The organism is Streptococcus sp. FSL R7-0212, assembly GCF_038007985.1.
Classification (GTDB): Bacteria; Bacillota; Bacilli; order Lactobacillales; family Streptococcaceae; genus Streptococcus; species Streptococcus parauberis.
Window position 1 is genome coordinate 525,181 of the sequence record NZ_JBBOYF010000001.1, and the last position, 19,740, is coordinate 544,920.

A 19,740-nucleotide genomic window follows, 5' to 3' on the forward strand; every position below is an offset into this window, starting at 1 on the left:
CTTTCTATCATTATCATCTCTATAATTATAGCTTATCAAAAGCCATTACAAAAGAATATGGACAAATTTATTTAATTGTCCCTTTTAAAAAAATCAAAGAACAGTTAAAATGAAAGCGTAAACAAAATTTTGGAGGTAATCTCGTGAAAAAAATCATGAATGACGCAAGTCAAATTGTTGATGATATGCTTAAAGGTTTATCCTATATGCATGGCGATCTAGTAACACGTTTAGAAGGCTTTGATGTTATTGTACGTAAAGCCGAAAAAAATGGTAAAGTTGCTATTATTTCAGGTGGTGGATCAGGTCATGAACCATCTCATGCTGGTTTTGTTGGAAAAGGGATGCTTTCAGCAGCAATCTGTGGAGCAGTTTTTACTTCACCAACCCCAGACCAAATTTTAGAAGCAATTAAAGCAGCTGATGAAGGTGCCGGTGTTTTCATGGTTATTAAAAACTATTCTGGTGATATCATGAATTTTGAAATGGCTCAAGAAATGGCTGAAATGGAAGATATTAAAGTAGCCAGCGTCATTGTCGATGATGATATTGCCGTAGAAGACAGTCTTTATACGCAAGGACGTCGTGGTGTTGCAGGAACAATTTTAGTCCATAAAATATTAGGACATGCTGCCGAAAATGGAAAATCACTTGAGGAAGTTAAAGCAATTGCTGATAAACTAGTTCCTAATATCAAAACAATTGGTTTAGCACTATCAGGAGCAACTGTACCAGAAGTTGGCAAACCAGGTTTTGTTTTAGAAGATGATGAATTTGAATATGGTGTAGGTATTCATGGTGAACCAGGATACAAAAAAGAAAAATTACAAGCTTCAAATGTATTAGCTAAAGAATTACTTGATAAATTGAGTTCTGATTTTGATATTCAAGAAGGACAATCTTTTGGACTTTTAATCAATGGATTAGGAGCTACACCTTTAATGGAACAATATGTTTTTGCTAATGATGTTGCTCACATCTTATCAGAAAAAGGCCTCGAAATTAACTTCAAGAAGATAGGCAATTACATGACTGCTATTGATATGGCAGGCTTGTCACTAACCTTAATTAAATTTGAAGACGTTGAGTGGATTGACGCATTAGCTGCCCCCGTAGAAACTGTAGCTTGGTAAGGAGTGCCTATGGACTTATTAAAAGTAAAAAAATGGATAAGTAATTTCAACAATAAAATTAATGACAACAAAGACTACCTCAGTCAATTAGACACACCAATTGGTGATGGTGACCATGGTGGTAATATGGCGCGTGGCATGGCGGCTGTTGTGGCCGAACTTGAAAGCAAGGAATTTGAGAGCAGTCAAGACTTATTCAAAATGGTGGCAATGCAACTTTTGAGTAAAGTCGGCGGGGCTTCCGGCCCCTTATATGGCTCTGCCTTTATGGGAATGGCTAAAGCCGACCAAAATCTGCCTTTAGCAGAAATCTTGTCGGAAGGCTTAGCTATGATACAAAAAAGAGGTAAGGCTGAAGTTGGGGAAAAAACCATGGTCGACATGTGGTCGCCAGTAGTCGATGCGCTTAAAGCTGGCAATTTGAGTCAAGAGGTGATTGATCAGGCATTAGAAGCAACTAAGGATATCAAGGCAACTAAGGGGCGTGCCTCTTATGTCGGTGAACGGTCGGTTGGTCATATTGATCCAGGGGCTTGTTCGTCTTCACTACTTTTCAAAGCCATGTTAGAAGCGGAGGTTGAATAATGTCTGAATTAGGAATTATCATTGTATCCCATTCAAAAAATTTGGCGCAAGGGATTGTCGATTTACTTGAGCAAGTTGCTAAGGATGTTTCAATTACCTACGTTGGTGGTAATGAGGACGGTGAAATTGGTACAAGCTTTGAACAAGTACAGGAAATCATTGATGATAACTCAGCTAATGATTTACTAGCTTTCTTCGATTTAGGTTCTGCCAGAATGAATTTGGAAATGGCGATTGATTTTTCTGACAAAAAAATTCAAATTATGTCTGTTCCGGTTGTTGAAGGGGCCTACACTGCAGCTGCTTTAATTCAAGCAGGTGTTGATAAAGCAGGTGTTTTGGAACAATTATGTGAATTAGAAATTAAAAAATAAGAGGAGTTAATAATGAACTTTATAGGTGAATTCCTAGGAACTATGGTCTTAGTTCTCTTAGGTGATGGTGTCGTTTCCGGCGTAGTTTTGAATAAAACAAAAGCACAAAACAGTGGTTGGGTCGTTATTGTTCTTGGCTGGGGACTTGCTGTAACTATTGCTGTTTACATGACTGGCTTCATGAGTGGGGCTCATTTAAATCCTGCTGTAACTTTAGCAATGGCTTCAATTGGTGCACTTCCTTGGGGACAAGTTCCAATTTACTTAATTGCACAAATGCTTGGAGCTATCTGTGGCGCAATTCTTTTGTTCTTACACTATTATCCTCACTGGAAAGAAACACCAGATTCAGCTAGCATTCTAGGTTGTTTTGCTACTGCACCAGCCATTCGTCACACATGGTCAAATTTCTTAGGTGAAGCACTAGGAACTGCTATTCTAGTCATCACTGTAATGGCTTTAGGTCCAAATAAATTATCATCAGGTTTTGGTGCTATGATTGTTGGTTTCGTAGTTATGGTTGTCGGATTTGGTTTGGGTGGCACAACTGGTTATGCAATCAACCCAGCTCGTGACCTAGGTCCACGTATTGCCCATGCTTTCTTACCAATCCCAAATAAAGGCGATTCAGATTGGGGTTATTCATGGATTCCTGTTCTTGGCCCAATTGTTGGTGGGGTTTTAGGTGCCTTACTATATAATGTTATTTTAGGAATGATGTAATTCAAAAAAAGCTGGGGTCAGAGTCTCAGCTTTTTTTAGAATTTTATATAAGAAGCAGGTGTTAATTGGGACGACAAAATCAAAATTCTCAGAATTACTGATTTCTGTCCACTCTTTTTCTTTTCATGTGTGATTTTTTAGGAAATAAGCTATAATAGAAAAAAAACATTTTGGGAGGAGGAGTTCTATGGCAATTAAACCAATTGAAAAACGTTATCATCAGTTACGCTTTTTGGCATCTATTGGTTGGACAAAAAAGGATTTAGCTTTAGTTAATGATTTTCCTGGAATTGATTACCGAATCGGCTCTCCTCTCTTTCTAACTTATTGGAACATTCATAAAACTGATAAAAATCCCAAATTTGTTTTACAATTTGTTTTGGCTATTGCCAAGCTTCCTAAAGAACTGACTGGTCAAATCGAAGAAACCAAGACTATTCTGCAACATTTCCATCCTGATTTAGAACCCAATCATTATTTTTGGGAAGAGTTTGCTGCGCAAGTTAATCAGGCCTTTCCAGAACGTAGTATTGGTAAGCCAGGAAAATTAGAAAAAGGACTTCACCAGTTTAGATATATCATCTCAAGTCAGCAAGCTCAGTATGTAAGAAATAATTTCAAAAAAGAAGGTATGACTGATGCCCAAGCTCTGGCCTCTTATTTAAGAAAAAAACGAGGGCCTTTTATTTGGCGAAAGCAAGTCGATTATTCTTTTAAAGAATCGTCACGTTTGCATAATAAATTGAAATTTGAAGATGGACAAGTGATTTTCCCGGATGATGAAATTTCCTATAATATTAAGCTTTTAATGAAATTCCATACGGAATTTATTCTGGACAGTTTTGGTAACTTTCTTAACGAAACAGACGCAGAATTAGTTACAGAACGTGGTGTAGTTAATGGTGCTAGTTTTAATTATGGAACAGAAGGTTTACGACACTGGGATTTAGATGTTGACCCAATCAGACGACATGATCCTCAATTTAGACGTGATATTTCAAAAGGATATCGTTCTCCAAAGCTAATTGTTAAACGATGGTATGATCGGGCAGCAGACGAATTTGATCAGTCCTATTTTAATGGCAAAGGATATTATGGTTATAAAGGTAGAAGTCCTTATCGTTATGTGAAAAAACAAAGTCAGTACTATAAGTGGAAAATAAGATTTCTTAAATTAGTGAATTTTAAAGATTAAAAAAGGATCCAATGATCCTTTTTTAGTTTGCCTGTGCCCATTTCTTGGCTAGGCGTCTTGATAGTGTTGAAATGATAAAATTGATTATAAAGTAAATTCCCGTAACCAAAGCATACAATGCGAAGACTTCTTTAGCCTGGAAGAATTTCCCCATTAAAATTTGACTCTTACCAAATAGTTCTTGTATCGCAATTACTGAATACAAGAGCGATGTGTCTTTGATAACAGTGACAAATTGAGAAATGATTGCTGGTAACATTTTGCGAATGGCTTGTGGAAAGACAATCAGAAGGAAAACTTGCGACGGTTTCAAACCTTGTGACAGTCCAGCTTCAGTTTGTCCATTGTCTACACCATTTAAACCGCCACGGACAATCTCTGCTAAAGCAGCTGAGGTGAAAACCGTAAAGGAAGTAATACCGGCAGGTGTTGATTTCATTTGAAAAACTAAGAAGATGATAAAAATCCAAAGTAAGTTAGGAACATTTCTGACAAATTCAATATAGATTCCAGAAATGACTTTAAATAACTTATTCTTTCCATTTCGCATGATTGCGAGAATTGTTCCAAAGATGGTTGATAAGATAATTGAAACGAATGAAATATAGAGTGTTAGGGCAAAACCTTTCAAGATAAAAGTAAGGTTGGCACCTGAAAATAATTCTGACATTTGCTTTCCTCCTTTTATACTGAATAAGTTTTCTTGTTTTCTTCTTCTTTATGACGCGCCCAGTGAGCTAAGGGATAACATAAGATGAAGTATAAAATAGCAGCTCCAGCAAATGCTGGGACGTAGTTAGTTGTATCATATGCCCATGCTTTAGCAGTGAACATAATATCTGCACCGGAAATGATGGCAACAATTGAGGTATTTTTAATCAGGTTGACCACTTGGTTGGTCATTGGGGGTAAGATAGTTCTTAAGGCCTGTGGCAAAACGATTAGGCTCATCGTTTGTTCATATGTAAATCCCTGAGACAATGCCGCTTCGATTTGACCCCGAGGCACAGATTCAATTCCTGAACGAATAACTTCTGCGATATATGCGCCATGATAAATCCCGACACAGAGCACAGCGGTCATAAACGTCGAAATCATAAGGTGCCCGTGCGTAATAATGGCAAGTCCGTAAAAGACGAAGACTAATTGAACCAATAAAGGTGTATTTTGATATAGTTCAACGTAGATACGCGCGATAGTTCGAAAGCTTTTTCTTTTTGAGGTAGACATAGCTCCAAAAATGGTTCCTAAAATTAAGGCTAAGAGAAGTGCGCCAATGGACATGCCAAGTGTGTATAAAAAGGCTTTGAAGAAAATATCTAAATTTTGAAAGAAACTTTGCCATCTTGAAAGGGCAAAGGGACTGGTTACTACTGTTAAAATAGCCATAAGTGCTCCTTTCTTATTTGTCAGCCTTAGCTGGTTTTAAATGGTGCTTTTTATAAATAGCTTTAAGATGGCCATCTTTTTGCCAGTTACTAATTAAGTCATTAATGTAATTGGTAAGGTTTTTATTTGCTTTAGTACTTGCAATACCATAGGCCTGTTGGTTAAAACCATCGGATAAAATTTGTGTTTGCTTACTTTGATAACCAGTTAAGATTGATTTATCAACAGAAAAAGCACTAATTCTTGTTGAATATAAAGAGATAGCTAGTTCTGGGTAAGATCCTAATTGAACAAATTTGAAATGAAGATTGTTTGCTTTGCCAAATTCTTCAATAGCTACTTTAGTGGTTGATCCTTGAGCAACACCAATCGTTTTATTATTTAGTGACTTGATTGATTTAAAGCCATCAGACTTGTTGACTAAGAAACCGACTTCATCTAAATAATATGGTTTGGAAAAAGAGTAGTTTGCTTGGCGTTCAGGAGTAATTGTATAGGTTGCAATAATCATATCCAATTGTCCATTATCTAATAAGGCCTCACGAGTTTGTGCTGTAACCGCCGTAAATTCAGCTTTGACACCTAATGATTTAGCAATATCTTTAGCAATCTCGACTTCCATCCCCTCATACTTACCAGTGTCTGGACTGTAGTAGCCAAAGTTTGGAACGTCTTGTTTAACACCAACTCGAATAATTCCTGCTTTTTGGATCTTCTTGATTTCCTTAGAAGACAACCATTTGTTGCTGTCGGCATTCACTTGTTGAAGATTGGAGATACTCAATAGAACAAAAAGGAGTAGAGCCAGTAATTTTTTCAATTTACTCATCTAACTACCTCCTTAAGGTTTTGATATTTTCTTAGCCGGAATACGATCACTAGTATGATTGATAATTTTGCTTAAGAATTGCTGCGCCCGAGGCTCTTTCGGATGATCAAAGAAGCCAGCGACATCAGTAGTGTCTTCTAAAATCTCCCCATCAGCCATAAAAATTATACGGTCCGCAACTTCTCTAGCAAATCCCATTTCATGTGTCACGACAATCATATTCATTCCACCAGAAGCCAAGTTTTGCATAACAGCAAGTACATCCCCAATAGTTTCTGGGTCAAGCGCTGAAGTTGGTTCATCAAACAAGAGTAATTCAGGTTGCATTGCTAATCCTCGAGCAATTGCGATACGTTGTTTTTGACCACCTGATAACATAGAAGGGTAGGAATCTTTACGATCCCACATGTTAACAAAGGTGAGATACTTTTCTGCAAGTTCAAGAGCTTGTTTTTTAGGTAAACCTAAAACCTTTATGGGAGCTAAGGTAACATTCTCCAAAACTGTTTTGTGAGGATATAAATTGAAGTGTTGAAAGACCATTCCGACTTCCTTACGTAACTCGACCAATTCCTTGGCAGTTTTACTTGCAATTTCTTTGTTATTTACAACTAAACTACCAGATTCAATTTTTTCTAAGCCATTGATTGTTCTAATTAATGTAGATTTTCCGGAGCCTGACGGACCAAGAAGAACGACCACCTGGCCACTTTCAATACTCAGGTTAATATTTTTTAACGCATGGTAGTCTCCATAATATTTTTCAACATTTTTGAATTCAATTAGTGCCATAATGTCTCCTTCTGTTTTTGATTATGTCAGATTTTCTGACATAAAAAGTATTGAGGTAATTTTATCATAATTACCCAACCATGTCAAAATTTTTAGAATATTTAGATTACAGTACTATTTTCTGTAATCTGATAGCTGCAATTGTCTTTTATAGTTGAAATTTGGTATAATCATATAGATATGAATATGAAGAGGCCAATAGTATCAAGCTTTTGGCAATTAAAAAATAAAATGTAGGAGTTATTTAATGAAAAAAGTTCTGATCGTCGATGATGAAAAGCCAATTTCAGATATCATCAAATTCAATTTAACAAAAGAAGGGTATGATACAATTACTGCCTTTGATGGGCGTGAAGCTGTAACTGCTTTTGAAGAAGAAAAACCTGACTTAGTTATTCTCGACTTAATGCTTCCTGAGTTGGATGGTCTTGAAGTAGCTAAGGAAATTCGCAAAACAAGTCATATCCCTATTATTATGCTTTCTGCTAAAGATAGTGAATTTGATAAAGTTATTGGGCTTGAAATCGGTGCAGATGACTATGTGACCAAACCTTTTTCAAATCGTGAATTATTAGCCCGTGTAAAAGCTCATTTACGAAGAACTGAGACGATTGAAACAGCAGTCGCAGAGGAAAATGCTATCTCTGGTACACAAGAATTAACTATCGGAAATTTACAAATTCTTCCGGATGCCTTTGTTGCCAAAAAATATGGTAATGAAGTTGAGCTTACCCATCGTGAATTTGAATTGTTGCATCATTTAGCAAATCACATTGGTCAAGTTATGACTCGTGAGCACCTGCTTGAAACGGTTTGGGGTTATGATTATTTTGGCGATGTTCGAACTGTCGATGTAACTGTTCGTCGTTTGAGAGAAAAAATTGAAGATACGCCTAGCCGTCCTGAATACATTTTGACAAGACGTGGTGTTGGCTATTATATGAAGGCGCATGACTAATAATATTATAGGAAATTTATCCTTATTTGAAATATCGATTCTCTTACTTTTGATTTTTGTTGCCATTTACTTTGTACATTTGGCAGTTCGTGATTATCGTAATGCAAAAATCATTAAACAGATGAGTCAAAAAATTAGAGACTTAATCAATGGACGCTATACAGACGATATTAACTTGCGTGCTGATATGGAATTAATGGATTTATCTGAGCAATTAAATGATTTATCAGATGTTTTTCGGTTAACCCATGAGAATTTGGCCCAAGAAAAAAATCGTTTAGCGTCGATTTTGGCTTATATGACCGATGGAGTCTTAGCGACCGACCGTTCTGGTCAGATTTTGATGATCAATGAAACGGCTCAAAATCAGCTTAACATGACCAAAGAGCAAGCACTTAAAAAGAATATTACGGATTTGTTAGATGCTGATGAACCCTATACATATCGGGAGTTAGTTTCTAAAACACCAATTGTTACAATTAGTCGGCGTGATGAAACTGGAGAATTTAATTCGTTAAGGTTACGTTTTGCTTTGAATAGAAGAGAGAGTGGCTTTATTTCTGGTTTAGTTGTTGTAATCCATGATACAACAGAGCAAGAAAAAGAAGAACGTGAACGACGCTTATTTGTTTCTAACGTAAGTCATGAATTGCGGACACCGCTCACGTCTGTAAAATCTTATTTGGAAGCATTGGATGAAGGTGCCATAAAAGAAGATATTGCTCCAAGTTTCATCAAGGTTTCATTAGATGAAACAAACCGGATGATGCGAATGATAACTGATCTCTTGAACTTATCAAGAATTGATAATCAGGCGACTCGTTTGACGGTTGAGATGACCAATTTCACTGCCTTTATGACTTCTATCTTGAATCGTTTTGATTTGGTCAAAAACCAAAATACCATTTCAGGTAAAAGTTATGAGATTATTCGAGATTATCCAATTAACTCAATTTGGGTTGAAATTGATAATGATAAGATGACTCAAGTCGTTGAAAACATTTTGAATAATGCTATTAAATATTCACCTGATGGTGGTAAAATTACAGTTAAAATGAAAACAACTGATAATCAGCTCATTATTTCCATTTCTGATCAAGGATTGGGTATTCCGAAAAAAGATTTACCTCTTATTTTTGACCGCTTTTATCGGGTGGATAAAGCAAGAAGTCGTGCGCAAGGTGGGACTGGTCTGGGCTTAGCAATTGCAAAAGAGATAATTAAACAGCATCAAGGCTTTATTTGGGCTAAAAGTGAGTATAGTAAAGGTTCAACTTTTACAATAGTCTTACCATATGATAAAGAAGCTGTTATGTATGATGATGTTGATGAATGGGAGGACGAAATCGACTAAATTTATGGAGAATTTTGGATTTAAATATAGTATATTAGCCTCTGGTTCAACAGGAAACAGTTTTTACTTGGAAACACCAAAGCAAAAGATTTTGGTCGATGCAGGACTCACTGGTAAAAAAATGACAAGTCTCTTAGCTGAGATTGATCGGAAACCTGAAGATTTAGATGCTATCTTGATTACACATGAACATTCTGACCATATTAAAGGTGTCGGGGTATTGGCTAGAAAATATCATTTAGATATCTATGCTAATCAAAATACTTGGAAAATAATTGATGACCGCAATATGATTGGCAAAATTGATTCCGAACACAAACATATCTTTGATCGGGATAAAGTCATGACTTTTGGTGATATTGATATTGAAAGTTTTGGGGTTAGTCATGATGCCCATGATCCGCAGTTTTATCGTTTTATGAAGGATAACAAATCCTTTGTCATGTTGACTGATACTGGTTACGTCTCGGATCGCATGTCGGGAATTATTGAAAATGCTGATGGTTACTTGATTGAATCAAATCATGACATCGAAATTTTAAGATCTGGTGGCTATCCTTGGAGCTTAAAACAACGTATATTGTCTGATAGAGGGCATTTATCTAACGAAGATGGTGCACAAGCTATGATACGAAGTATGGGAAATGCTACTAAGAAGATTTATCTTGGACATTTGAGTAAAGAAAATAATATCAAAGAGTTGGCTCATATGACGATGGAAAATCAACTAGCTATGGCAGACTTAGCTGTCGGTTCTGATTTCAAAGTCTACGATACCTCCCCTGATACGGCTAGTCCTTTGACAGATATCTAGAATAGAATAAATTATAAAATCAGTTAGATCAAGCTTCTAGCTGATTTTTTTGGTATAATAGACTAGTCTCTGTGTAGACAAATGAAAAGGAGAAATTATGAAAAAGCTAGAAGTCTTACTAAAAGATTCATTTGATATTACTTTTGCTGATAGAAACTTACTGGAAACTGCCTTTACACACACCTCTTATGCAAATGAGCACCGCCTCCTAAACATTTCACATAATGAACGTTTGGAATTTTTAGGAGACGCTGTTCTTCAATTGATTATTTCAGAATATCTTTTTGAAAAATATCCTAATAAAGCTGAAGGAGATATGTCAAAACAAAGATCAATGATCGTCCGCGAAGAAAGTTTAGCTGGCTTCTCGCGATTCTGCACTTTTGATAATTACATCAAACTGGGCAAAGGAGAAGAAAAATCCGGTGGACGAAATCGCGATACTATCTTAGGGGATCTCTTTGAAGCGTTTTTAGGGGCTCTCTTATTAGATAAGGGTGTTGAAAAAGTTCGTAAATTCTTATACCAAGTAATGATTCCACAAGTTGAAAAAGGAACCTTTGAACAGGTTATGGATTATAAAACAAATTTACAAGAACTTTTACAATCTCAAGGTGATATTATCATTGATTATCAGGTTATCAGTGAAGAAGGACCAGCTCATGATAAAGTATTTGAAGTAGCTGTCCTTTCGAATGAAAAAACCTTGAGTCAAGGAAAAGGCAAATCAAAAAAATTAGCTGAACAAGCTGCCGCTAAGAATGCTCTTGAGCAGTTAAAAGAGGAATAAATGTTTTTAAGAAGAATTGAAATGCAAGGGTTTAAATCCTTTGCTGATAAGACAAAAATTGAATTTGATAAAGGTGTTACAGCAGTAGTTGGTCCGAATGGTTCTGGCAAGAGTAATGTTACTGAAAGTCTTAGATGGGCTTTGGGTGAATCAAGTGCCAAGAGTCTTCGTGGTGGTAAGATGCCAGATATTATTTTTGCTGGGACAGAGAGTCGTAATGCCTTGAATTTTGCTGAAGTGGCAGTGATTTTAGATAATTCAGATCAATTTATCAAGGATGCGAATAAGGAAATTCGAGTTGAACGTCACATCTATCGTAACGGGGATAGTGATTATCTAATAGATGGTAAAAAAGTTAGACTCCGTGATATTCATGATTTATTTATGGATACAGGTTTGGGTAAAGATTCCTTTTCAATCATCTCACAAGGACGTGTTGAAGAAATTTTTAATAGTAAAGCTGAAGAAAGACGAGCTATTTTTGAAGAAGCTGCGGGAGTCTTAAAATATAAAACACGTAAAAAAGAAACTGAAAGTAAGTTAAATCAAACGCAAGATAATCTTGACCGCCTTGATGATATTGTCTATGAGTTAGAAACTCAAATTACACCTTTAGAAAAACAAGCAAAAACGGCTAAAGAGTTTATTCTTTTAGATGAAGATAGAAGTCAACTCCAATTGGATATCTTAGTCAGTGATATTGCTCTGGATAAAGTACTATTAACTACCAAAGAAGAAGAATTGTCAGCAATCAAGCAAGATATGACTGCTTATCACCAACATCGAGAAAAGCTTGAAAATGAAAATCAAAGCCTAAAGACAAAAAGACAAACAGTGGCTCAAGAAATGGACTTGAAACAAGGTCAATTACTGGAGTTAACGAAAGCTTTGTCTGATTTGGAACGTCAGATTGAATTAATTAAACTTGAAAAAAGTCAAAAAAGTGAGAAAAAAGAAGAAGCTAGTAGTCGAATCAAACAACTTAAAGAAGAATTGCTTACTTTGCAAAACCAGGAATCTGAAAAAACACTTGGCTTAGAAAATGTCAGTGTTCAACTTAGTCAACTTAGTCAAGAAGTTGTCCGTTTAACTGAAGAGATGGCTCGCTTTTCAACTGATCCTGACCAAGTTATAGAGGATTTAAGAGAAGACTATGTCAAGCTGATGCAAGATGAGGCAGACATATCAAATAAGCTTAGTTTATTAGTGGCCAACATTGAGCAAGAAAAATTAACGAAAGCTAATCAGGATAAAGAGTATCAAGAGACTAGTCAGAAAGTTGATCTTTTAATAGTTGAAAAAAAACAAGCATTTGAAGAATTTCAAGCAAGTCAACAAGAAGTTGCAAAACTATTAAAAAACTATCAAGATTTAGATCAGAAAGTTGGTCAAGAACAAGGAAATTATCAGCTTGCTCAAAGTAAATTATTTGATATATTAGATCAGAAAAAGGCAAAAGAAGCTCGCCAAACCAGTTTAGAGTCGATTCAAAGAAGTCATAGTCAATTTTATGCAGGCGTGCGAGCAGTTCTCCAGAATGCAAAACAAATAGGTGGCATTTTAGGAGCTGTCAGTGAACATCTCAATTTTGATAAAGATTACCAAACAGCTATGGAAGTGGCTTTAGGTGCAAGTAGTCAGCATATTATTGTTGAAAATGAAGTATCTGCTAAAAATGCCATTGCTTATTTAAAACAAAATCGCCAGGGTAGAGCAACCTTTTTACCTTTAACTACAATTAAGGCACGTTACTTAGCCGATAATTTCCAGAAGCAACTAGAAACTAGTCCAGGATTTATTGGAACAGCACAAAGCCTCGTTTCTTATGATTCGAAACTAGATGCAATTATCAAAAATTTACTTAATGTCACAGCTATTTTTGACACGATTGACCATGCCAATAGCGCAGCTAAAAAGTTAAATTATAAAGTGCGAATTGTTACTTTAGACGGAACGGAATTACGTCCAGGGGGGTCCTTCTCAGGGGGGGCTAACAGACAGAGTAATTCAACTTTTATTCAGCCAGAATTAGATCAGGTTTCAGCAGAGCTATTGGCCATAAATCAGGATCTAAAAAACCAAGAAAAAGTGGTTGCTGGATTGCTCCAACAATTGCAAGCAAAACAAGCTCAACTTGAAGAATTCAAGACAAGAGGTGAGCAAGCTCGACTTGCTGAACAAAAAGCAAATCTCTTTTATCAACAGGTTAAAGAACGTTTTGAAGATGCTAGTGCCTTACTTGAGGTGCTTGATACTAATGATCAAACGTCACAATTGGCAAAAAATCAAGATGAGAAATTGATTCTTGAAGAGAAGTTAGTTGAATTGGCTAAACAAAAAGAAAAATTAAATCTAGATATTGATGATATCAAGTCCAACAAGGATGCTATTGCTGATAAGAAAAATCAGATTATGGAAGATTTATCTCAAAAACGCCTTAAGGAACGTGATTTGCTTAATGAGCAACGTTTTGAAAGAAGTAATTTGGAATCTCTAGTAAATAGGATTCAATCTACACAAGATCATATAAGTCAGCAAGAGGATCTTTTAACACTGCATGTTTCACAAGAACATATTGACCAATTACCAAGTTTAGAAACGAAACTTGTAAAATTGGCAGAAAGCAAACAAGGCGTAGAAGAAAGATTAGTTCAGTTACGTTTTGAAAATGAAGATTATGCTGCATTATTAGAGGAACTAGAAGATTCATTAACCAAATTACAGTTCCAAAATGAGGACTTTATCCGCAAACAAACAAAACTAGAAGCTGAAGTGGAACAGGTATCAGATCGCTTACGGAGTCATGCCAAAGCACTGGTTGAAGATTTCCAAATGACACTGGAGGATGCTCAAAAAGACTGTAGAGCCGTGGAAGATGCTAACTTGGCAAAAGAAAATCTCAAACAACTTCAGAAGAAAATTAAACAGTTAGGTCCAATAAACCTAGATGCTATTGAACAATATGACGAAGTGGCAGAACGTCTAGAATTTTTAAATACTCAAAAAGCTGATTTAAATCGAGCTAAAGATATGTTGTTAGGAACAATTGGCAACATGGATAATGAAGTGAAAGCTCGCTTTAAAGTTACCTTTGAGGCTATTAGAGAAAGCTTCAAAGAGACTTTTAGTCAAATGTTTGGCGGAGGAACGGCTGATTTGGTTCTAACAGATGGAGACTTGTTGACTGCTGGGGTAGAGATTTCCGTGCAACCTCCAGGTAAGAAGATTCAATCCTTGAACCTTATGTCTGGTGGTGAGAAGGCACTTTCAGCCTTAGCACTGCTATTTGCCATTATACGAGTTAAGACAATTCCCTTTGTAATTTTGGATGAAGTTGAGGCAGCCTTAGATGAAGCTAATGTTAAGCGTTTTGGGGACTACCTTAACCGTTTTGACAAGAATAGTCAATTTATTGTCGTGACACACCGTAAGGGAACAATGGCTGCAGCAGACAGTATCTATGGTATTACCATGCAAGAATCAGGAGTCTCAAAAGTTGTTTCTGTTAAATTAAAGGAATCAGAAAATCTAGGATTCTTATCATAAATAGAAGTAGGGGAACATGATAAAATTAGTAGCAACAGATATGGATGGAACTTTTTTAAAAGAAGATGGTACTTATGATAAGGACCGTTTAGCAAATTTGCTTCCAAAACTTGCTGAAAAAGGAATTATTTTTACTGTGGCAAGTGGCCGGTCAGTATTAGCCATTGATGAATTATTTAAAGAACATCTGGATAAGATTGCTGTTATTGCTGAAAATGGTTCAGTTGTTCAATACCAAGGTCAAGTTATCTTCTCCGACTTTTTAACCAAAGAGCAGTATATTGAAATTTCTAAGAAAATATTGATTAATCCTCATTATACTGGGGCAGGTTTGACTTTTTCAGGTCAAAAAGCGGCTTATATTTTAAAAGGTGCGGGCCAAGCATATATTGATAAAATTTATCATTACTATGAAAATGTTAAAATTATCTCAGATTTTGATGAAATGGATGATGATGCCATTTATAAGATTACGACAACTTTTTCAGGTGATACAGTTTTAGATGGTAGTGATTGGTTAGATCGAGAATTACCATATATTACAGCTGTGACGACTGGTTTTGAATCGATTGATGTGATTTTAACAGAAGTTAATAAAGGTTTTGGGATGGAGCATTTGTGTAAAGCATTGGGAATTGAAGCCAATCAAGTCATGGCGTTTGGAGATAATCTCAATGATTTTCAAATGCTCGAGTATGTGCGCACAGCCATTGCCACAGAAAATGCTAGACCAGAAATAAAAGCAATTAGTCAAGAAGTGATTGGTCATTGTAATGATGCTTCTGTTTTGAGCTATTTAGAAGGGTTGGTTAGAGATGTTTGATATTAAAATTTTAGCCTTGGATTTAGATGGAACCTTATTTACCACTGAAAAAACAGTAACAGATGCTAATAAAGAAGCATTGAAAGCTGTGCGTGACAAAGGCGTCAAAGTTGTGATTACAACTGGTCGTCCCCTAAAAGCTATTGGTAATCTACTTGAAGAGCTTGATTTAGTCAATGAAGAAGATTATTCAATTACCTTTAATGGCGGACTGGTTCAAAAAAATACGGGATTGATTTTAGACAAGAGTGCTTTAGCTTTGTCCGATGTCAAAGTGATTCATCAGGAACTAGATAGAATTGGTTTACCGACTGATATTTTAAGTGAAGGAACGGTCTATAGTATTCCAAGCTCGGATGGGTGTCATTCCCAATATTACCTAGCCAACCCTTTATTATCTTTTATTGAAATTGACTCGATTGAAGATTTATCTAAAAAGATTGTTTATAATAAAATTGTAACAGTTACAGACGCGACTTATTTGGATCAACAATTAGCTAAAGCAAATCAAGACTTGTTTGGAAATTACGAATCCTTTAAATCACGTGATATCATTTTTGAAGTCATGCCCAAAGGAATTAATAAAGCCTTTGGTCTAAACCTTTTGTGCCAACACCTCGGCTTAGAGGCAAAGAATGTGATGGCTATGGGTGATGAAGCCAATGATTTATCCATGCTTAAGTGGGCTGGCCTCGGTATTGCAATGGCTAACGCGACGTCCCAAGCAAAAAAAGTTGCAGATGACGTCACAACTTTAACAAATGATCAGTCTGGTGTTGCACAAGCAATTCACAAGTACATATTAAAAGAGGTAGACTAATGGGATTATTTGATCGTCTATTCGGACATAAAAAAGAAGAAAATCAAAACCTTGATACTGAACAAGAAAAGATTGAACAGGTTGACGAGGAACAGTTAGAAGAAGTTTTTCCGATGGAAATGTCTGATGAGAAACCTTTCGAAGATGAGAGTGAATCGGAAAACCCTTTGGAAACAGATGTTCCTTTCTATGATGGTGACAATGATGACGACTTTGAGGTCTTTGATGATGAACCAGATTTATCAGCAAATCTAGATAATGAGTCTGTGGAGATTATTGAAGACAGCGATGACTATGAAGAAAAATTAGATATTCAAGAAATTGTCGAAACACCTGAACTGGATACTAATCAAGTGAACATGGCTCATAAAGAAGAAATGACAAAGAGTGATGACAGTCCAGCAATGACTGAAAATAATCAAGATGAAGACTTATCTTCTGATGACCAAAATTTAGCTCTTGATGATGAACCAGATATGACAAGAAGTGAATCTAAGTCTGAAAGAGTAGATTCCGAAATGATAGCGTCACAATCAGTTCAGCCTTCAGCTTCTAGCATTCAAATGATGGAAGAATACTACAAACGCAAGGCAGCTTTTGAAGAAGATATCCGTGAAGGAAGAATTCAACCTAAAGCTGATCCCGTCATTACAGAAGTTGAACCAGTTATTGTCGCCGAGCTAAATGAAAGTGACCAAGATAAGTATGACCGGTCACTAGCTAAAACGAGAACTGGTTTTACAGCTCGATTAAATGCTTTCTTTGCAAATTTCAGAAGAGTAGATGAAGAATTTTTTGAAGAATTAGAAGAAATGCTCATTTTATCTGATGTTGGTGTAACAGTGGCAACTAGGCTGACTGATGAGCTTCGTCAGGAAGTGAAATTAGAAAATGCTAAAAAGCCAGAAGATCTTCGTCGTGTCATTGTTCAAAAATTAGTTGATATCTATGAAAAAGATGGCGTCTATAATGAAGCTGTTAACTACCAAAAAGGACTAACAGTTATGCTTTTTGTAGGGGTTAATGGTGTAGGTAAAACAACTTCAATTGGGAAACTCGCATACAAGTATAAAAATGAAGGCAAAAAAGTAATGTTAGTAGCAGCAGATACTTTCCGTGCTGGTGCAGTTGCTCAGTTAGCAGAATGGGGACGACGCGTTGATGTACCAGTAGTTATGGGACCAGAAAAAGCTGATCCTGCTTCCGTCGTTTTTGACGGTGTTGAACGAGCAGTTTCTGAAAATGTTGATATATTATTAATTGATACCGCAGGTCGATTGCAAAACAAAGAAAATCTGATGGCTGAACTGGAAAAAATGGGTCGCATTATCAAACGCGTTATCCCAGATGCTCCTCACGAAACCTTGTTAGCCTTAGATGCCTCAACAGGACAAAATGCGCTTAGCCAAGCAAAAGAGTTTTCAAAAATCATGTCACTTACTGGCCTTATCTTGACAAAAATTGATGGCTCAGCAAAAGGTGGCGTCGTTTTAGCCATCAGACAAGAATTGGATATTCCTGTTAAGTTCATCGGCTTTGGAGAAAAAATCGATGATATAGGTCAATTCGACTCTGAAGAATTCATGAAGGGTTTACTGGGTGATATTATTTAGGCAAACATAGTCTATAAAAAGAGGAGAAAACATGTCAAGTATGAGTATTGACTTGGAAAAGTATAAAAATTTAGCCCAACAAAAACAGGCAGAACACCGCAAATTCTTAGCGACCTTAAAAAAGAAAGCACCTAAGAACTTGGATAAAATTGTTCAAGAAGTACATCAAGAGGTTTTTCAAGAAATTGATTGTACCAAGTGTGCTAATTGTTGTAAAAGTTTAGGGCCACTCTTTACAGAAGCAGATATTCAACGCATTTCAAAACATTTCAAAATGAAGATGCCAGCTTTTGAGAACATGTTTTTACAAGTGGACGAAGACGGGGATAAAATGTTTCAGTCGATGCCCTGTCCCTTCTTAGGGGATGATAATCTCTGTAGTATATATGATGTTCGTCCAAAAGCCTGTCGAGAATTCCCTCATACAGACCGCAAAAAAATCTATCAAATTAATCAATTAACTCTAAAAAATACCTTAATCTGCCCAGCAGCTTATCTATTTGTGGAGAAATTAAAAGATAGAATCTAAAAAACTTCCAATCGTGGAAGTTTTTTTTATTTTGCTAATGCTTTGAACATACCAAAATAGCTAAATAAACTTATTAAAGCAAATGCTGTAAATAGGAGATAAACATTTTGAACTCCTAAAGTAAAATTAGCATGGCTATTAGCAATGATTGAAGCTAGGGCAGTGCCTAACGCACCTGCAAATTGTTGCATCATTTGAAAAATAGCTGTTGCATCAGCATTTTTTTCATTTGGCAATTTTTTGATAGCTGTAGCTAGTGTATTGTTAAATCCCATATTTCGTCCAATTGTAAAAATGATATAAATGAAAGTGAAAGCCAGGGTTGAAAAAGTTTTTGTTGTCATTGTCATAAAGATTAAAGAAATTATGAGTAAGCTATTTCCTAAATAAAGAGAAATTTTAGGACCCTTTGTATCATATAGTTTACCAAGGATTGGGGCTAGAAGAGCTCCTAATAAGGTACCTGGCAAAAGAACCATCCCTGCTTGAGAAGAAGAAGCAATCTTATCCAAGACAATAAAATTTGGGGTTATGAAATTAATTCCTAAATTTATTAATTGAAATATAAAGAATGGGATTAATCCAAAAGTTACAGAAGGTAATGTTAATATCCGGATATCTAAAAACGCTTTTGGACTATGTAAACTTCGGTAGATGAAGAAAAATAAGCTAATCATAAAGCCAATTAAGTAGAAAGGATTTAGATGTCCGGACTCTAGGCTAGTGATTACAAGAAGTGCTAAGGTCAGAGCAACAGCTAATGATATAAAAGAAAGGTAGTCAAAGGACAATTTCTCACCCTTAGGAGAATTTTCAAGATATTTGAAGGCTAAAAAGCTAGCAATAATTGGAAAAGGGAGAATACAGATAAAAATCCATTGCCAAGCAAAATGACTTATCATAAAGCCACCATAGGATGGTCCGAAAGCTGGTGCCAAACTAATGATTAAACCTCCAAGCCCCATGTAAGTTCCAAATTTGCGTTCAGGAACCCGTTCTAAAATAATATTAAACATTTGAGGCATAATCATTCCCGTTGCTAGGCCTTGGATGACTCGAGCAATGAGCATAATCACAAATGAATTTGTAGCAGGGGCAAGAATTGTTCCGACAATTAACATACTAGAAGCTGTGAAGAAAATTTGACGTTCGCCAAAATTACGTTTAAGACTGGCTGATACAGTAGTCATAATGGCAACTGATAGTAAATATAAAGTTGTTATCCATTGTAAATTAGTTAAAGGCTGATCATATACAGTCATTAATTTAGAGAAGGTAACATTCATGCTAGTTTCGGACAAAATACCTGAAAAGCCAATCATAGCAATTGCTACTATAGCAAAAAAGGTTTCTCTAGATACAGTTTTTTCTTTGGATGGCATAGATTCTCCATTTCTATTCTTGTTTTGTGATTTTTGACAAAAGAAAAGTCATTTCAAGCAGTAGGTCCGTCGAAATGACTTTTCAAAAGGA

The 19,740-nt window shown here is 36.0% G+C and carries 19 protein-coding genes; 14 read left to right on the top strand and 5 right to left on the bottom strand.

The window, feature by feature from the left end; genetic code table 11:
- Nucleotides 1-143 precede the first annotated feature (143 nt).
- The 5 genes from dhaK (at nt 144) to MKY69_RS02890 (ending at nt 4,010) form a co-directional block, all read left to right on the top strand.
- Complete coding sequence (gene dhaK / locus MKY69_RS02870; RefSeq protein WP_045406679.1) at nt 144-1,133, top strand: dihydroxyacetone kinase subunit DhaK; 990 nt, start codon at nt 144-146, stop codon at nt 1,131-1,133.
- Nucleotides 1,134-1,142: 9 nt separating this feature from the next.
- Entirely contained in the window at nt 1,143-1,718 is a 576-nt protein-coding gene (dhaL, locus tag MKY69_RS02875) for a dihydroxyacetone kinase subunit DhaL (RefSeq protein WP_003105739.1), read from the top strand.
- Nucleotides 1,718-2,092, top strand: coding sequence for a dihydroxyacetone kinase phosphoryl donor subunit DhaM (gene dhaM / locus MKY69_RS02880; protein ID WP_003104071.1), 375 nt, complete (start codon nt 1,718-1,720; stop codon nt 2,090-2,092). Before dhaL ends, dhaM begins: the two co-directional genes overlap by 1 nt.
- Nucleotides 2,093-2,104: 12 nt before the next feature.
- Nucleotides 2,105-2,815, top strand: coding sequence for an MIP/aquaporin family protein (locus MKY69_RS02885; protein WP_003106349.1), 711 nt, complete (start codon nt 2,105-2,107; stop codon nt 2,813-2,815).
- A 187-nt stretch (nt 2,816-3,002) separates the two neighbouring features.
- Nucleotides 3,003-4,010 carry a DUF3114 domain-containing protein gene (locus MKY69_RS02890; protein WP_340790944.1) on the top strand — a complete coding sequence of 336 codons (1,008 nt, stop codon included), beginning with the start codon at nt 3,003-3,005 and terminating at the stop codon, nt 4,008-4,010.
- Between the two features lie 22 nt (nt 4,011-4,032).
- Here the strand turns inward: MKY69_RS02890 and MKY69_RS02895 are convergent, their stop codons facing one another.
- Genes MKY69_RS02895 through MKY69_RS02910 form a run of 4 tightly spaced genes read right to left on the bottom strand, consistent with a single transcriptional unit; the run spans nt 4,033 to nt 7,020 of the window.
- Nucleotides 4,033-4,680 carry an amino acid ABC transporter permease gene (locus MKY69_RS02895; protein WP_003104005.1) on the bottom strand — a complete coding sequence of 216 codons (648 nt, stop codon included), beginning with the start codon at nt 4,678-4,680 and terminating at the stop codon, nt 4,033-4,035.
- Between the two features lie 14 nt (nt 4,681-4,694).
- Nucleotides 4,695-5,399, bottom strand: a complete 705-nt coding sequence (locus tag MKY69_RS02900) for an amino acid ABC transporter permease (RefSeq protein WP_003104614.1) — start codon at nt 5,397-5,399, stop codon at nt 4,695-4,697.
- A gap of 13 nt (nt 5,400-5,412) precedes the next feature.
- Nucleotides 5,413-6,228, bottom strand: coding sequence for a transporter substrate-binding domain-containing protein (locus tag MKY69_RS02905; RefSeq protein ID WP_003106354.1), 816 nt, complete (start codon nt 6,226-6,228; stop codon nt 5,413-5,415).
- A 12-nt stretch (nt 6,229-6,240) separates the two neighbouring features.
- A complete protein-coding gene (locus MKY69_RS02910) occupies nt 6,241-7,020 on the bottom strand; it encodes an amino acid ABC transporter ATP-binding protein (protein WP_003106355.1) in 780 nt (259 codons plus the stop codon).
- A gap of 247 nt (nt 7,021-7,267) precedes the next feature.
- Between MKY69_RS02910 and yycF the strand changes: the two genes are divergently transcribed.
- From yycF to MKY69_RS02955, 9 genes are all read left to right on the top strand, one after another.
- On the top strand, nt 7,268-7,978 hold the full coding sequence (gene yycF, locus MKY69_RS02915; RefSeq protein WP_003102576.1) for a response regulator YycF: 711 nt from the start codon (nt 7,268-7,270) through the stop codon (nt 7,976-7,978).
- Nucleotides 7,971-9,332: a cell wall metabolism sensor histidine kinase VicK gene (vicK, locus tag MKY69_RS02920; RefSeq protein ID WP_004234616.1), complete on the top strand. Its 1,362-nt coding sequence runs from the start codon at nt 7,971-7,973 to the stop codon at nt 9,330-9,332. Before yycF ends, vicK begins: the two co-directional genes overlap by 8 nt.
- 4 nt (nt 9,333-9,336) lie before the next feature.
- A complete protein-coding gene (locus MKY69_RS02925) occupies nt 9,337-10,146 on the top strand; it encodes an MBL fold metallo-hydrolase (RefSeq protein WP_037619792.1) in 810 nt (269 codons plus the stop codon).
- Nucleotides 10,147-10,243: 97 nt separating this feature from the next.
- Nucleotides 10,244-10,936, top strand: coding sequence for a ribonuclease III (rnc, locus tag MKY69_RS02930; protein ID WP_003103277.1), 693 nt, complete (start codon nt 10,244-10,246; stop codon nt 10,934-10,936).
- Nucleotides 10,937-14,482, top strand: coding sequence for a chromosome segregation protein SMC (gene smc, locus MKY69_RS02935; protein WP_340790945.1), 3,546 nt, complete (start codon nt 10,937-10,939; stop codon nt 14,480-14,482). It abuts the gene before it with no gap.
- A 16-nt stretch (nt 14,483-14,498) separates the two neighbouring features.
- Entirely contained in the window at nt 14,499-15,305 is an 807-nt protein-coding gene (locus MKY69_RS02940; RefSeq protein ID WP_340790946.1) for a Cof-type HAD-IIB family hydrolase, read from the top strand.
- Nucleotides 15,298-16,125: a Cof-type HAD-IIB family hydrolase gene (locus MKY69_RS02945; protein WP_062806892.1), complete on the top strand. Its 828-nt coding sequence runs from the start codon at nt 15,298-15,300 to the stop codon at nt 16,123-16,125. Before MKY69_RS02940 ends, MKY69_RS02945 begins: the two co-directional genes overlap by 8 nt.
- Nucleotides 16,125-17,738: a signal recognition particle-docking protein FtsY gene (gene ftsY, locus MKY69_RS02950; RefSeq protein ID WP_003106359.1), complete on the top strand. Its 1,614-nt coding sequence runs from the start codon at nt 16,125-16,127 to the stop codon at nt 17,736-17,738. Before MKY69_RS02945 ends, ftsY begins: the two co-directional genes overlap by 1 nt.
- Nucleotides 17,739-17,778: 40 nt before the next feature.
- On the top strand, nt 17,779-18,267 hold the full coding sequence (locus MKY69_RS02955; protein ID WP_445684233.1) for a YkgJ family cysteine cluster protein: 489 nt from the start codon (nt 17,779-17,781) through the stop codon (nt 18,265-18,267).
- 26 nt (nt 18,268-18,293) lie between these two features.
- Here the strand turns inward: MKY69_RS02955 and MKY69_RS02960 are convergent, their stop codons facing one another.
- The gene (locus MKY69_RS02960; protein WP_013793738.1) at nt 18,294-19,649 is read right to left on the bottom strand and encodes an MFS transporter; all 1,356 of its coding nucleotides are present in this window, start codon (nt 19,647-19,649) and stop codon (nt 18,294-18,296) included.
- Nucleotides 19,650-19,740: the final 91 nt, after the last annotated feature.